Source organism: Imperialibacter sp., from assembly GCF_048007035.1.
Lineage (GTDB): Bacteria > Bacteroidota > Bacteroidia > Cytophagales > Cyclobacteriaceae > Imperialibacter.
Genome location: NZ_CP180355.1, coordinates 1,541,345 through 1,556,072 on the forward strand (window position 1 = coordinate 1,541,345; position 14,728 = coordinate 1,556,072).

14 protein-coding genes and 1 tRNA gene are annotated in these 14,728 nt (G+C 47.6%); 10 read left to right on the forward strand and 5 right to left on the reverse strand.

Annotation, left to right across the window (positions count from 1 at the left end; all coding sequences use genetic code 11):
- Positions 1-13 precede the first annotated feature (13 nt).
- The gene (locus tag ACMVP2_RS06985; RefSeq protein ID WP_416867178.1) at positions 14-553 is read left to right on the forward strand and encodes a dihydrofolate reductase family protein; all 540 of its coding nucleotides are present in this window, start codon (positions 14-16) and stop codon (positions 551-553) included.
- Between the two features lie 100 nt (positions 554-653).
- On the opposite strand, the gene ACMVP2_RS06990 is transcribed toward ACMVP2_RS06985, so the two are convergent.
- Genes ACMVP2_RS06990 through ACMVP2_RS07005 form a run of 4 tightly spaced genes read right to left on the reverse strand, consistent with a single transcriptional unit; the run spans position 654 to position 5,852 of the window.
- On the reverse strand, positions 654-2,054 hold the full coding sequence (locus ACMVP2_RS06990) for a TolC family protein (RefSeq protein WP_416867179.1): 1,401 nt from the start codon (positions 2,052-2,054) through the stop codon (positions 654-656).
- A complete protein-coding gene (locus ACMVP2_RS06995) occupies positions 2,051-3,406 on the reverse strand; it encodes an HlyD family secretion protein (protein ID WP_339792853.1) in 1,356 nt (451 codons plus the stop codon). The genes ACMVP2_RS06990 and ACMVP2_RS06995 overlap by 4 nt, the downstream gene beginning before the upstream one ends.
- A 4-nt stretch (positions 3,407-3,410) precedes the next feature.
- Positions 3,411-5,156 (reverse strand): peptidase domain-containing ABC transporter, encoded by a 1,746-nt coding sequence (locus ACMVP2_RS07000; protein WP_339792855.1) that lies wholly within the window; start codon positions 5,154-5,156, stop codon positions 3,411-3,413.
- A gap of 12 nt (positions 5,157-5,168) precedes the next feature.
- The gene (locus tag ACMVP2_RS07005; RefSeq protein WP_339792857.1) at positions 5,169-5,852 is read right to left on the reverse strand and encodes a TetR/AcrR family transcriptional regulator; all 684 of its coding nucleotides are present in this window, start codon (positions 5,850-5,852) and stop codon (positions 5,169-5,171) included.
- 181 nt (positions 5,853-6,033) lie between these two features.
- Here ACMVP2_RS07005 and egtB point away from each other — a divergent pair, with 181 nt between their 5' ends.
- From egtB to ACMVP2_RS07050, 9 genes are all read left to right on the forward strand, one after another.
- A complete protein-coding gene (egtB, locus tag ACMVP2_RS07010) occupies positions 6,034-7,299 on the forward strand; it encodes an ergothioneine biosynthesis protein EgtB (protein ID WP_416867180.1) in 1,266 nt (421 codons plus the stop codon).
- Positions 7,300-7,306: 7 nt separating this feature from the next.
- A complete protein-coding gene (locus ACMVP2_RS07015; RefSeq protein ID WP_416867181.1) occupies positions 7,307-8,287 on the forward strand; it encodes an L-histidine N(alpha)-methyltransferase in 981 nt (326 codons plus the stop codon).
- Positions 8,288-8,360: 73 nt separating this feature from the next.
- Positions 8,361-8,444, forward strand: a tRNA-Leu gene (locus tag ACMVP2_RS07020).
- Between the two features lie 85 nt (positions 8,445-8,529).
- Positions 8,530-9,582, forward strand: coding sequence for a M42 family metallopeptidase (locus tag ACMVP2_RS07025; RefSeq protein WP_416867182.1), 1,053 nt, complete (start codon positions 8,530-8,532; stop codon positions 9,580-9,582).
- A 2-nt stretch (positions 9,583-9,584) separates the two neighbouring features.
- On the forward strand, positions 9,585-10,190 hold the full coding sequence (locus ACMVP2_RS07030; RefSeq protein ID WP_416867183.1) for a carboxypeptidase-like regulatory domain-containing protein: 606 nt from the start codon (positions 9,585-9,587) through the stop codon (positions 10,188-10,190).
- Between the two features lie 87 nt (positions 10,191-10,277).
- Positions 10,278-10,730: an arsenic resistance N-acetyltransferase ArsN2 gene (gene arsN2, locus ACMVP2_RS07035; RefSeq protein ID WP_339792865.1), complete on the forward strand. Its 453-nt coding sequence runs from the start codon at positions 10,278-10,280 to the stop codon at positions 10,728-10,730.
- Between the two features lie 191 nt (positions 10,731-10,921).
- Complete coding sequence (locus tag ACMVP2_RS07040) at positions 10,922-11,800, forward strand: kelch repeat-containing protein (RefSeq protein ID WP_416867184.1); 879 nt, start codon at positions 10,922-10,924, stop codon at positions 11,798-11,800.
- Positions 11,801-11,945: 145 nt separating this feature from the next.
- Complete coding sequence (locus ACMVP2_RS07045) at positions 11,946-12,434, forward strand: RNA polymerase sigma factor (RefSeq protein WP_152000067.1); 489 nt, start codon at positions 11,946-11,948, stop codon at positions 12,432-12,434.
- 4 nt (positions 12,435-12,438) lie between these two features.
- On the forward strand, positions 12,439-13,047 hold the full coding sequence (locus ACMVP2_RS07050) for a hypothetical protein (RefSeq protein ID WP_152000068.1): 609 nt from the start codon (positions 12,439-12,441) through the stop codon (positions 13,045-13,047).
- Between the two features lie 16 nt (positions 13,048-13,063).
- Here ACMVP2_RS07050 and ACMVP2_RS07055 read toward each other — a convergent pair whose 3' ends face one another.
- Positions 13,064-14,728 (reverse strand): FAD-dependent oxidoreductase, encoded by a 1,665-nt coding sequence (locus ACMVP2_RS07055; protein ID WP_416867185.1) that lies wholly within the window; start codon positions 14,726-14,728, stop codon positions 13,064-13,066.

Consider the following 14,728-nt stretch of genomic DNA (forward strand, 5'->3'; position numbering starts at 1 on the left):
AAACTGACATTCCATGCGAAGAATAATATACCACGTAGCCTCAACGCTCGATGGCTACATTGCCCACAAAGACGGCACCACTCAGGGTTTCCTTGAAGAAGGAGAACATGTTTCCGACTATCTGGAAAGCCTGAAGGAGTACGACACTGTCATCATGGGCAGGCACACTTACGAATATGGCTACAACTACGGCCTGAACCCCGGGCAACCAGCCTACCCTCATATGATGCACTACATTTTCTCCAGTTCGCTGCATTTTGAGCAGGCCCACGATCAAGTGAAAGTAATAAGCGATAACCCAATCGACTTTCTGCAGGAACTTAAGGAGACAGTCGGGTCGCCGATTTACCTCTGTGGCGGTGGGCAGTTTGCTGGTTTTCTGCTCGGCCACAAGCTCATAGATGAGGTTAAGGTCAAGCTGAATCCGGTGCTTTTTGGGGAGGGCATCAAGCTATTCGAAGGCTGTGAGGAAACATATCGCTTGCGTGAGCTTAATTCAATTGCCTATGAGGGCGGGGTTTTTCTTTTGAACTATGAAATAGACTACCTGTAAGCAATTGTTAAACACCACCGAAGTCAGCACCACGGCAGCATTTTAACCTGTTTATGCCGTGGTGTTTCTTTTTGCTAAAAACCAGGCATGCTTCACCTACCTATTCCACTCCTCCAATCTCCTCATACAGCTTGCCTGTCGCCCACTTGAGCTCTCCCAGGGAGCGGTTGTATTTCGCCTCCAGCTCGATCAGCTTGATCTGGCCCTGTAGCTTTTTGTTTTCCCGACTGTTGACAAGAAAAATGGAGCTCTCCCCATTCTCGAATTTGGTGAGCTCGGCCTGCAGCATGCGCTCGTAGTTAACCTGGATCTGCCGCTGTTGATCAATCATGTCGTCCAGCGTATATACCTTGTTGTAGCTCTGCTGAATCTTGTTGATGACTTCCCTATTTTTTTGTGTGATCTTCAGGTCATACTCCTGCTGCTTGATCTTGACTATTTTCAGCTTTGCCCTTTCCTTTCTTAAAAGCAGCGGAAAGACAAAATCTACCCCTAGCTTGTAGTTGTTGTCGTAGTTGGCAATTTCCAAATCGTTCTGGCCGGCAAACAACATATTGTAATTGACATCAATCACAGGCTTCAGCTGGTCGCTGCTCAATTTCCTGTCCAGCTCAAGCACGCTGCTTTCTATGTTCAGCTTCTTGAGGTCAGGGTGGTTGGCCAAAGCCCAGTCGAGGTAGCTGTCGAGGTCCGGAGCAGTGGTGCTATCCTCATGAAAAGGGCGCAGTGCCACCACGTCGAGGCTATCGGCCCAAACAAAGTTTTGCATGAGCAGGGTGCTGTTTTGCAGGTTAAGCTCCGCCTCCCGGAGTTCGTTGGTCCATTGCTGCACTTGTATCAGCATTTCCACACTATCGATCGTGGCATTTTCTCCACTGATTGCTCCCTGCCTGATCCCCTCAAACCTCTGCCTGATCAGCCTCAGGTTGGTTTGCATGGCCTCCCTCTTTTTGTGGTTTTCGTACCACCACCAGTAGGCATAGTTGGCATCCAGAAAAAGATTATTGAGCACATTGTTCGCCTCGTTCTCAAACGCCAGCGCTTCATACTTGCCTCTCTGTAGCCCAATGGTTCGCTCGTTTCGGATCAGCCCCTGCCCCACAGGCACCGAAACGCCCGCATAGTAGAGCCCGTCCGTGGGCACAGTGTTTTCGGGACTGAGGTACAAGCCCTTGTTTCGTTCGTAACCCGCCTTGAGGTCTACGTTGAGCAAGGTGGGCACCTGCACGTAGGTGTTCCAAATGTCGTAGTAGTTTTTCCCGTCAAAGTTTTTTCGGCTAAAGTCGGACACAAGCTTCGGATCGAAAGCTCCCCTGGCCTGATTGACGGCCAGGCTTCCCCGTGTGTTGAGCAGTGTGGCCTGCCTGGCAATGGGATGGTACTTATTCACCAGGTCATAAAACTCCTCCAGGCTCAGCCAGCCTCCATCCGCAGGCTGAGACCACACCAGGTGTGCAACAGACAAAAGCGCTAATATGATAAATAACCTCAGTTGTCTCATTTTGATTTTTTGTCGGGATTGTAGGCTTCTTCCTCTTTGTAGAAATCGGGAGGGAACCCATTCAAATTCCTCCATAGCTCGTACCAAACCGGCACTTTTTTAAGCAGGGCTATGCCATAGGTGCCAGAACCAAGCCTCAGCAACTGCGGCCACTCTGCGGTATTGGGATCGGGAGCAACAAGCACCCGAAACTGCCCGTTGGGGCTGGCGGCCCTGTCGTAAGCCACAATGCGGCCAGAATAGGTACCAAAAGACATACCTGGCCACCCGTTGAAAACAAGGGCCGGCCATCCGTCGAACTGCAGCTGCACCTTACGCCCCTCTTCAATCAATGGCAGGTCAATTGGCCGCACATACATTTCTACTGCGAGGTCGTAGTTGACGGGAATGAAACTAAAAACAGCCTCTCCTTCTTTCACTGTTTCCCCAATACCGGTAATCCTTGCCTTCGTTACATAACCATCCTGAGGAGCGGTGATGTAATAAAAACCGGACCTCTTTGTGTAACTGGACTGCTGTATCGAGAGCTTATTGAAGTCGCCTTCAGCTTGCAAAGCGTCGGAGAGCGCCGACATGCGGTCGGATTTTGCTTTCGCAATTTTCTCCGAAAACTCATTTCGCACTACACTTAAATTAAGCTTTGCGTTGATGAACTCATTCTTGCTGGCCAGCCACTTGTTCTCTATCGAAATCTTTTTGTACAAAGCCTCCTGGAGCTTCTGCTTTCTCTGTTCCAGCTCCGTCAAAGACTTCAGGCCCTGGTCGTATAGCGTCTGCTGACGGTCGAACTGCCTTTGCGCTATTTCATAATTTACCAGTGCCGTTTCAAAATCGATGCTGTCCGATAGCACTTTCAGTCTCGACTGATTGAAGTAGTTTTCTGCCTGCTCTGTTTTCAATATTTGGTTTTTCTCCAGGGCCGCAATTTGCTCAGCCAGCGCCTGGGCTTTGCTCACATAAGTATCGATAGACGCCTTTTTCGCATCCGTTTGATTAGTCGATCGCTCAATAAGCATGGGATCCAAATATTCTGATTTCACTTCCGAAATAAATACGATGGTGTCCCCTTTGGTCACGAGTTGCCCCTCACGAACAAACCAGTTTTCTATTCGTCCGGTAATCATCGAATGGATGTTTTGTTCCCTGTTTTCGGGGCGCAGCGTAGTGAGTTTGCCCCGGGCCCTGATGTTTTGTGTCCAGGGGAAAAACAATATCACCAGAAAAATAAAGAGAAGCGCCGACAACAGGTAGACCAACCTCCGGGAAGCAGATGTTTCCATCACATCCTGATAGGCCGATTGGTCCTTAAGCACCTCATCACGGTTGATCGAATTATTTGAAATGTTTAACATTGGTCTACTTCTTTTTAGGCTTCGTCGCTTTAGCCCTGGTTTCTATGTCCACTATTTTCCCGTACTCCATGGTAACTACTTTATCACATTTTGAGAGCATGAGTGGGTCACTGGTAACTGCCAATAATGTCCATTTAGCCTCCGGATCCGTCAGTATTGAACTAATGTGCTTTCGGTCTTCAAAGTCCAGTCCATGCATTGTGTGATCCATCACAATCAGCTTAGGTTTCTCTGAAATGGTCCGAGCCAAGATGATTTTCTGTCGGGTGCTCGTCGACAGCCCCTGGCCTTCGGGTTGAATCATGGTATTGAGCCCTTTGGGAAGTGACCTGAAATACTCCCCGAGGCCAACCTCTTCTATGGCCCAAAGCATATCGTCAAGGTTGATGCCTTCCTTTCCAACAGTAATATTTTCCTCCAATGTGCCGTAGAAAAGATCCTGCATACCCAGGTTGTCGCCAATAAAAGAACGAAAACTCATAATGTTGATGTCGCCCAGTGGTATGCCGTTGAAGTGGATCGAACCGCTATAGTCATTGTACAAACCTGAGAGCAACGCCAGTAATGTGGACTTACCCGATTGATTGACTCCTGTAATGCACACTTTTTCGCCCACGCCGACCTTTAGGTCTACGCCATTCACAGCAGGTCTGTCAGTACCCGGAAATTGGTAAGTAAGCCCAGTCACTTCCAGAGAAATACCTTTCCCTTTGGCGATTTCATTTAAATCAATGCCCTCGTCACTCTCCAATTCGATATCAGTTACCTGCCCTAGCTTTTCCAATCCCGTAAGCACGTCATACACCGTTTCCATACTGAGAATCAGCTTCTCAGATGAGTTAAGCACCAAAAGAATGATGATCTCAGAAGCAACAAATTGCCCCAGGTTGATCTCCTGATTGATGACGAGAATACTGCCCAGAATTAGAATGCCGCAAGTAACAATCGTTTTGAAGGCTACAATATTCGAAAACTGCAGGATGAGGATGTTGAAATGCTGCTTTCTGAACTTGAGGTAGTTGCTCACATAGTAGTTCATTTTATCGATGGGCAGGCTCGTCTTTCCGGCCAGCTTGAAAGTGCCCATCACCCTGGCCAACTCTTCAAGCCAATGGGCCACCTGGTACTTGTACTTCGATTCCATAATGCTGGTCTTTAGCCCTCTGGATCCTGTGACAAGAAAAATGAGGGACATCAGGCCAATGAGTACAATACCAAAGAAAACGAAGAAAGGGTGGTAAAAAGACAAGAGAATCAACCCGAAGAAAATCTGTAGTACCGACGTGGATGCGTCTATCAGGATCTTGGGAAGTCCCTTTTGAACGTTCAGTGTATCAAAAAAACGGTTCATCAGTTCCGGTGGGTAAAAGCCGGAGATGGCTTCCATTTTGAACCTGGGAATCCGGTAAGCAAACTCGAAAGACGCCCGTGTGAAAATGCGGCGCTGAAGCAATTCAGTAAGCGACAATTGAAGAATCTGTATGATGCCGGCGGTAGCCACGCCCAGCACAACGATAAATATCAGCAGCCCCCAGGACGATGAAAATTCAGCACTGGTGACAAAACCGATGATCGCCTGAACGCCAAGGGGCAGAGAAAGGTTGATCAGGCCATAGAAAATCGCATACGCATAAATAACGAAAATCTCCCGCTTGTCGAGCGACAGCATTCTGAACAAACGCTTGACAGGTGATAATTTTGATTCATCACCTATACTCTTATTTTCTATCTTGAGGCCGTCACCTTTCATTTTGGAAATTTTTTACTTCAGCAATTTAGAAATCAATACATCAATAAAGCGGTACACCTGATTTTCCACACTTTCTTCGCCGTCTCTCCTTATCTCGGTGAGAGAAGGCAAATGCAACGCAAAAAAAGCTTGCTGATGTGACGCTTCGAGAATTGTGGTGGCAACAGCATGGGGATACTCGAATGACGGGCTAATGGCCGAAATAGTCAAGGCAATTTTGTGGCAGAGCGATTTGAATCCCATGAAGAGCCCCTGGTTGTTGATCTCATCCACTTTTTTAGTGAGGTAGGTTTTGTCTGCCTCGCTCACCACCACATGCCGCAGGCTAACTGTGTTTACGCCTGGCAAATCCATGCTCAGGTTACTCTGGTCGGCATGGCAAAGAATTTTGATGATTTCTTTGAGCTTGAGTGCTTTGTCCTGAATATGATGGGTTTTGTAGTCGATCATATATTCCAGCCAAGCCCAATACCAGGAAGTGAGGTATACCAACAGCTTCAATTTGTTTTCAAAATACCGGTAAATCGATGCTTCGGTCGACCCAATGCTTTCTGCCAGCTTTTTGAAGGTAAACTCTTCAAATCCCAACTGGTCAAGCAATTCGATGCTCGCTGAAATGATTTTTCTCCCGAGCTCAGTAGACTGGGGATCTTTACTGTAATACCTCTCTCCAATTTGGATAGTAATCACTGACATGTGCAAAAGTAAGAGTATCCGTAACGATAGTATTACTATTACGTATAAAACTCCGAATTGTTTAATTATTTGCGAAAAAAATCTTTGGCACTTTTTCGGTAAAATGTCGTGACGCTTCTATTTCGCAGGAACCATAGCTGATTAAAATGGTTTTACTTTAAAGCAATACCAAAATTCATCTATGGAACTGATAGAAAGCCCATCCATTCAACTAATAGATTCATTTCAGCAGGTAAGAACACAGTCGGAAAAACTTTGCGAGCCACTCCAAACGGAAGACTTTGTCGTTCAGCCGGTTGTGGACGTGAGCCCACCCAAATGGCACCTGGGTCACACCACCTGGTTTTTCGAAACCTTTATCTTGCAACCCTATGTAAAAGGCTACCAGCTCTTCAACGATAGCTATAATTTTGTTTTCAATAGCTACTATGAGTCCGTTGGGAAGCGGGTGGTGCGAACCGACAGAGGGAATCTCTCAAGGCCAACGGTGGCCGACGTATTCGCCTACAGAAAACATGTGGATGCGCACATGCTGGCCTGGCTGGAAAACAGCGAAAGCATACCGGAGCGGGCTGCCACCCTTCTGGCGCTTGGCCTCAATCATGAGCAGCAGCACCAGGAGCTGCTCTTAACGGATATTAAGTACATTCTGGGTAACAATCCACTGCAACCACTCTACAGGCCATCGGTGGCTGAAAAATCGACTGCTGCCAATGACGTCTCTTTTTCTGAGGTACAGGAGGGCATGCACACCATTGGCTACCAGGGAGAGGGCTTCCACTTCGACAATGAAAAAGGCGTGCACAAGGTTTTCCTTCACCCCTTTGCCATTCGCAACAGCCTTGTTACCTGCGGCGAATACCTGGAGTTCATCAGAGCAGGCGGCTATCAGGACTTCCGGTTCTGGCTGTCGGACGGATGGGCCTGGGTGAATACTGAAAAGGCAGAGGCGCCTATGTACTGGCACAAAATCGATGGCGTTTGGCACCAATACACACTCGGCGGCCTTCAGCCAATCGACCCCTCCCTTCCTGTCACGCACATAAATTATTATGAAGCAGAAGCTTTTGCCCGCTGGGCTGGACTAAGGCTACCTACTGAGTTTGAGTGGGAGGCCGCATCTCGTCAGCTAAGTCCTTCGGCTCCCTCCACTTCCAATTTTGTGGAAAGCGAGCGCTACCACCCGGTAGCCCAAAAGCCGGGCAACTTACAACTCTTTGGGGATGCCTGGGAGTGGACTCAAAGTGCCTACCTGCCCTACCCGTATTTTAAAACTGAAGAAGGCGCTGTGGGGGAATACAACGGGAAATTTATGGTCAACCAAATGGTGCTGCGGGGTGGGTCATGCGCCACACCTGCCAACCACATCAGAGCCACCTATCGTAATTTCTTTCAGCCCAATTTGCGCTGGCAGTTCACTGGCATCAGGCTCGCCAAACACATCTAAACCATCTATGGAAAAAGAACTTAATGAGGAAGTATTGCTTCCAACCGACACCTTTGCGTCCGAAATAGATTCGGGCCTTTCAGCAAGCCCCAAAGCCATTTCTTCCCGGTATTTCTACGATGCAGAAGGAGACAGGCTGTTTCAAAAAATCATGCAACTGGATGAGTATTATCTCTCCAGGGCTGAGTATGCCATATTTGAAGAACACAAGGAGCTGCTTCTTCAATATTTTGCCGACCAGGGAACTGCCTTTCATTTAATGGAATTTGGTGCTGGGGATGGTTGGAAAACCAAGGTGCTGCTGCGTCACTTCACAGAGCAACACGCAAAATTCGACTACCGGCCCATCGACATATCAGGCAATGTGCTTCAGGAATTGGAAAGCTCTCTCCAAACAGAGCTCCCGGCTTTGCAGGTACAAGGCATGGAAGGCGAATATTTCGAAGTGCTGAACCAAATGCAAAAGACCGACGGGCAGCGAAAGGTGGTGCTGTTTCTGGGGTCAAATATTGGCAACTTCAGGCAGCACCAAGCCATCAGTTTCCTCTCCTCACTCAGGGCAAGCCTGAACGAAGGCGACATGGTACTTATCGGCTTCGATATGAAAAAGGATCCGCATGTAATCAGGGACGCATACGACGACCCCTGGGGTGTGACGAGAGATTTCAATATGAACCTGCTAAATCGGCTCAACAAAGAGCTGGGTGCCAATTTTGATTTGACAAAATTCAAGCACTATCAGTCGTACGACCCGCAGTCAGGTGAGTGCAAGAGCTATTTAATTAGCCTTGCCGAACAAGAAGTGACCGTTCAGGCGACAGAGGCCACTTATTACTTCAAAAAATGGGAGCCCATTCATGTGGAGATCTCCAGGAAGTTTGATTTCGAAACAATCGATGAATTGGCTGCCAGCAGTGGGTTTGGTGTTGTAAAAAACCTCCGGGACACGGATGAATATTTCACTGATTCCCTGTGGGTGGCTACCTGATAGTTTACCGGAGAAAATCCTTTGTGATTAATTAACGCTCGTCTATCTTTGCACTCCCAATTGAAGTTTTAATGCGCAAGTGGTGAAATTGGTATACACGCTACTTTGAGGGGGTAGTGGGCGTTAGCCCGTGGGGGTTCGAATCCCCCTTTGCGCACTTCTTTTCTATCTTCCCAAAACTTTTATTATTCACTATTTTCACGCATATTTGTGCGATAAATAACACGCAGATTCTTTGTGAAATGAGCATAGATATTCCCCTTCTAAAAAAAATATGTGAAACTCCCGGTGCTCCAGGATACGAAAAAAGGATCAGAGACTTGGTTATCAAAGAGGTCACTCCTTTGGTGGACACGGTGGAGGTTGACAACATCGGCAATATCGTCTGTGTAAAAAAGGCTAAAAATAACAAGGATAATAAAAAGGTAATGGTTGCCGCACACATGGACGAAATAGGCTTCATTGTGAAGCATATTGACGATGCCGGCTTCCTTCGTTTTCATACGCTCGGCGGCTTCGATCCAAAGACACTGACTGCCCAAAGAGTCATCGTTCACGGCAAGAAAGACCTGATTGGAGTAATGGGCACCAAGCCGGTGCACGTAATGAGCGCTGAAGAAAAAAAGAAGCTCCCGGAGACCACCGATTTCTTCATCGACATGGGAATGGACAAAGACGAAGTGGTAAAATATATCAGCATTGGCGACTCCGTTACCCGGGAGAGGGAATTGATTGAAATGGGAAACTGCGTCAACTGTAAGTCGATTGACAACCGAATTTCCGTCTTCATTTTGATTGAGACACTCCGAAACATCAAAAATTTTCCTCACGACATTTATGGGGTGTTTACAGTTCAGGAGGAAGTTGGCCTCAGAGGTGCCCAGATAGCGGCGCACTCCATCAATCCCGATTTTGGCCTGGCGCTCGACACCACCATTGCCTTCGATGTGCCAGGAGCGCAAGCCCATGAAAAGGTGACGGAACTTTCGAAAGGTGCCGCCATCAAAATCATGGATTCATCAGCTATCTGCGACTACCGAATGGTGGACTACCTGAAAAAGACAGCTGATAAAAATAAAATAAAATGGCAGCCTGAAATTCTTACCGCAGGCGGCACCGATACGGCCTACGTGCAGAGAATGGGTAAAAACGGCGCTATTTCAGGTGCTATTTCCATCCCTACCCGCCATTTGCATCAAGTAATTGAAATGGCCCACAAAGAAGACGTACAATCGTGCATTAATTTGCTCTCTTCTGCGTTATCAGAGTTAGACCAGTACAACTGGAGCCACTAACTATGAAAAGACTATTTCTCTTGCTGTTTTTAGTAAGCAGCGCTATGTCTGGCGGCTTTGCCCAGCAGCCCGCCACCGTGCAAATTACCGGTAGCCTGCTCGATAAAGAAAGCCTGGAGCCGCTTCCTTTTGCGACAGTGCTGGTGAAAGGCTCTTTCCACGGCACTATCACCAGTTCTCAGGGCCTCTTTACCTTGCTCGTCCACCCCACCGACACGGTGCAGTTTTCGATGGTAGGTTACAAAACCTCGGAGCTTGTCATTCCCGCAGGCATGACCGAAAGCCGCTATGCCATGCTGGAGTTAATGGAAAAGTCGACTGTAGTGCTCAAAGAGCTTAAAGTGTATCCGTGGCCCTCTGCATCACAATTCCATTCCGCCTTCCTTGGTGTTACCCTCCCACCAACCGAGCAGGACAAAACCAATAAGATGCAGAAAGAGCTCGAGGCCACGATGAGAAACTCCTATGAGTCGGAAAAATACTACGACGAGCAGCTTAGGAACCGGCAAATCTATCAGCTGACAGGCCAAATCCCCCCTAATCATTTTCTTGACCCGGTAAGATGGCTGGACTTTATAGAGGAGCTGCGAGCGAAAAATAGAAAATAATTGAAGCGCAGATAGGCGAAACACCGACGGTAAATCTGGATTCATTCGCCAAATGCTGGTACATTGTGCGTAAAAAATGGCTTTGCTGTGAATACTACACAATCCTCCATTCAGTTCCGGCTAGTTAAACCAAGTGAGCTGGCAGTAGCCACAGCGCTACTGGAACAGGCCTCACTTATTGTTTCCGACATTTCGGAAAAAGTGAAGCTATTTGGCCTTTTTAGTGACAATAACCTACTGGCACTGGCAGGTCTTGAGGTATTTGAGAACGAGGCACTGCTGCGCTCAGTTTGTGTGTCTGCAAAAGAAAAAGGGAAAGGCTATGGACGGCAGATAATAAAGGCCCTCGAAAATGATGCAGGCGGGAACGGAATCACTGAGCTGTACTTGCTTACCACCACAGCCAGCAAATTTTTTGAGAGAATAGGATATAAAGTGGCCGATAGGAATACTGCATCCGATGCTATAAAAAATACTTCAGAATTTTCAGGTTTATGCCCCTCCTCAGCTGTTTTTATGCATAAAACACTTCGTTTGTAGTCTGAAGACGATAACTAATCGTATTTCTCATGGGGAATCCGCCGAAATTAGCTAAATAAGCATATTGATTTCCCATTCTTTCTATGTTGAGCCAATTGCCCAAAAGCCTACTCATCTTTCTTCTCATATTTGCTTGCGGTTGCAAAAGCCTTCGCTTACCATCTTCCGTTAAAATTCTGAGAGGCCCGAGCATGCCAACGGGCATATTTGAGATGGGCTATGCCACCGATGGAAAAATTATCTTTTCTATTGGGGGAACCACTTTTTTAGGCAGAGGAAGGCAATCGGTCGGGGAAGTCTATTTGTTTTCACCATTTGCAGGAGGGTGGGAAAAGGCTCATTTCAACGACAAACCGCTGGTAAAAGGGCATACCAACAGCGTGTACCTGCCAGATTTCAATATTATAGTTTCTACCGGCTTCACTGACATTCAGAAAGGTGATTTTTACACTTTTCCCCTGGAAATCCTTGACCTTAGAGACTATCATATCGACTACCTGCGAAGCAACCCCCACTGGGCTCAGGGAAGCCAGATAGTTCACTGGAATAGGAAAGCCTATGTTTTTGGAGGAATAGCCTTCGAGGAAGACGGATCCACCCATTTCTCAAATCGCATGCTAAGCTACAATCCCGCATCCGGTGAATGGGAAGACCTGGCACCGATGCCTTCCACACGAGTCACCTACGGAGCCGTCGTTGGCAATAGCCTGTATACTTTCGGTGGTTTTGATAACGAACACACATACGCAGACATATGGCGCTACGATTTTGAAGGAGACTTTTGGGAAACCGTGGGATACTTGCCTTATGCTGCCAGCCATTTCTCCGTCGCTGCAAAGTACCCATACATATTCCTTTCTAACGTAGGCCAAGAAAACAACATTATCGGCCGGGTAGACATCAGAGATGGCTCGTTCAAAGAGTTTGAAACCTGGATGACAATCGTCTCGCCAGGATCAGCAGTAGTAGGTGATTATTTATACATCTTCGGAGGAAGCTGGGACGACGGACGAACTGCCAGCAACAAAACCTTCAAAATACCTTTGACGGAGCTGATGGTGGAGGAGTAATTGTAAACAACTACCCTAGTCTATAAAACAATTCTGTCCTCTATGCTCTCTCAGCGCAAATAAGCTTACCTTCTGCGTAAAAATTAAGGAACCCTGTAATTATAGCTCAAGAGCCAATACCTATTACCCAAACCAAATCAACCTAATGCCCCACCTTCAGTCGGATCTTCAGGCGCAATATATGTCGCTGGTAAAAGAGAATGCCGGCATTATCTATAAGGTCATACGACTTTATATTGATAATACTGAAGACCAAAAGGACCTGTACCAGGAGATCGTTCTCCAGGCATGGCATTCCTTTACGAGGTTCGACGGGCGTTCAAAATTTTCTACCTGGCTGTACAAGGTGAGCCTCAATACAGTGCTCACATTCAGGAGAAAAAACAGCAGAATACCTACTGATGATTTAGAAAAGGCGTCAGGCTACGCATTGCCTGGTGACAAAAATGATGATACAGAAATGCTCATGATGGCCATCAAATCGCTTGGAGAAACGGATCGGGCAATCGTTTCTCTCCATCTGGATGGTTATGAAAATGAGGAAATAGCCGAGATCACCGGTTTGACTAAGAATCATGTGGCGGTCAAACTCCACAGGATCAAGCAGCAATTGACCAAAAAATTAAACGGCTAAGGGTATGGACTTGAAAAAAACATGGGATAAAATGCAAATGGATCAGTTCTCCATGGGGATACTGGACGACAAGGATATTCTGGAAGCCATGCACAAAAAATCGCACGGCCCTGTCCAGAAAATACAAACCGGATTTACGATCAAACTGGCCTTTATTGTTGTATTTACATTTATTTTCCTTTACATCGGCATCAAAATAAAAGAGCCTCTGGTGAGTGGCCTGCAGTTTTTTATGGCGGGCGTTTATTTCACTGCCTTCTTCCTATTCTTAAGCCAGAACAAACGAATTAAGGCGGGCATTCCCATGGACGAAGGTCTGCTGACCAACCTGAAAAACTACCATGCATTTGTGAGTAAAGTGCTGCGACAGGAGGAACGGATTGCACTCTTTATCTATCCCGTCGCTCTTACAGCAGGCTTTCTTCTGGGCTTTACGACTCAGGCAACGCTTGATGAGTTTTTCGAAAGTCGCACGGCTATTATTCTGCTTATCGCTTGCTGGATCGTGCTCACCCCACTCAGCCACCTGCTGGCCCGGTGGATGAACAAGGTATCATTCGGTAAATACCTGAATGAGCTGGAGTCACATATTGCCGAGCTCGAAAAAGAGTAGCACTCCTCATCGCACACTAGATCTCCTCCAGGTACCTGTGCACAAAGCTGATGGCCATAGCCCCCTCTCCTACGGCTGACGCCACCCTGTTCATCGCATTCATCCGCACATCGCCGGCAGCAAAAATGCCCGGTTGGCAAGTTTCCAGCGCAAATGGCTCTCTTGATTGTTTCCACTTCTTTTTAAAATCAGGAAACTGCACCAAATCACGACCTGTGGCAATAAATCCCTTGTCATTTTTGATGATAAGATCGCCCAACCATTCTGTGTAAGGCTTGGCACCGATGAAAATAAAGATCGCCCTTGCTTCGACTTTGTTTTTCTGGCCATTCGAAATATTGGATAGCTCAAGGTGGGTAAGCCGCTCATTCTCACCGAAAGCTTCTGTAACCTCAGTGCATGGCACCAACTCGATGTTTGGTGTTGCGTTGATCTGATCGATGAGGTAAGATGACATGGTGGAAGTAAGGTCTTCCTTCCGAACAACAATGAATACTTTTCTTGCGAACCTTGAAAGATACATGGCGCCCTGCCCGGCAGAGTTGCCTCCGCCTACCACAAACACATCGCCGTCTTTGCAGGCCGCAGCTTCGGTGGTGGCAGCTCCGTAATAGACCCCCGCTCCGGTGAATTGCTCCAGCCCTTTGGTATCCAGCTTACGGTAGTCTACACCGGTAGTAATCACTATGCTCTTCGCATGGATGACGCTTCCATTGGCCAGCGTGATAATTTTGTAGGGATCTTTCACCTCCACCTTATTCACTGCCTGGGGTGATAAAAATTCCACCCCAAACCGGGTGGCCTGTGTGATTGCTCGCCTCGACAGGTCAGCTCCGCTCAGCCCGCTTGGGAAGCCGAGATAGTTCTCTATTCTCGAGCTGGTACCCGCCTGTCCGCCCGGGGCACGTCTCTCCACCAGCAGGGTTTTCAAGCCCTCCGAGCCTCCGTAAACCCCGGCTGCGAGGCCAGCCGGTCCGGCACCGATGATCACCACATCGTACAGCTCTTCCTTAGCCCGGGGATTCAGGCCTATACTTTCAGCCAAAGTTTCGGCTGTTACTCCCTTCAGCACCGTGCCATTGTCCAAAACCACAGCGGGGAAATCCTGCGCCACCAAAGCATGCAGGGCAATAAGCTCTTTGGCTTTCTCATTGGTTTCCACATCCAGCCATTGGAAGGGAAACAGGTTGCCGGAAAGAAAATCCTTCAGTGAGTGGGTTTTAGGGCTGAATTGGTAACCAAGGATCCTCAATCCGTCAAAATCCGGGATATAGCCCGCTTGCCACTCGTCCAGAAGGTCGTTGAGGATCGGAAAAAGCTTTTCTTCAGGTGGATCCCAGGGCTTCATCAGGTAGTAGTCGAGCTGCACATCATTGATGGCCTTGATGGCGGCGTCGGTGTCAGAATAGGCGGTTAACAACACCCGTTTTGCTTCAGGAAAAATTACCCTGGCCTTTTCAAGAAAAGCTACACCCTCCATTTCGGGCATGCGCTGGTCGGAAATAAACAGGGCCACCTCCTCCCCTGCCTTTTTTATATCCAGCAGTACTTCCAGCCCTTCATTGGCCGACTCGGTATTCATAATCCTGTAGTCGTCACGAAACTCGTTGCGCAAATCTCTGCGTATCGCTTTTAGCACTTGTGGGTCGTCATCAACTGAAAAAATAACTGGCTTCTTCAT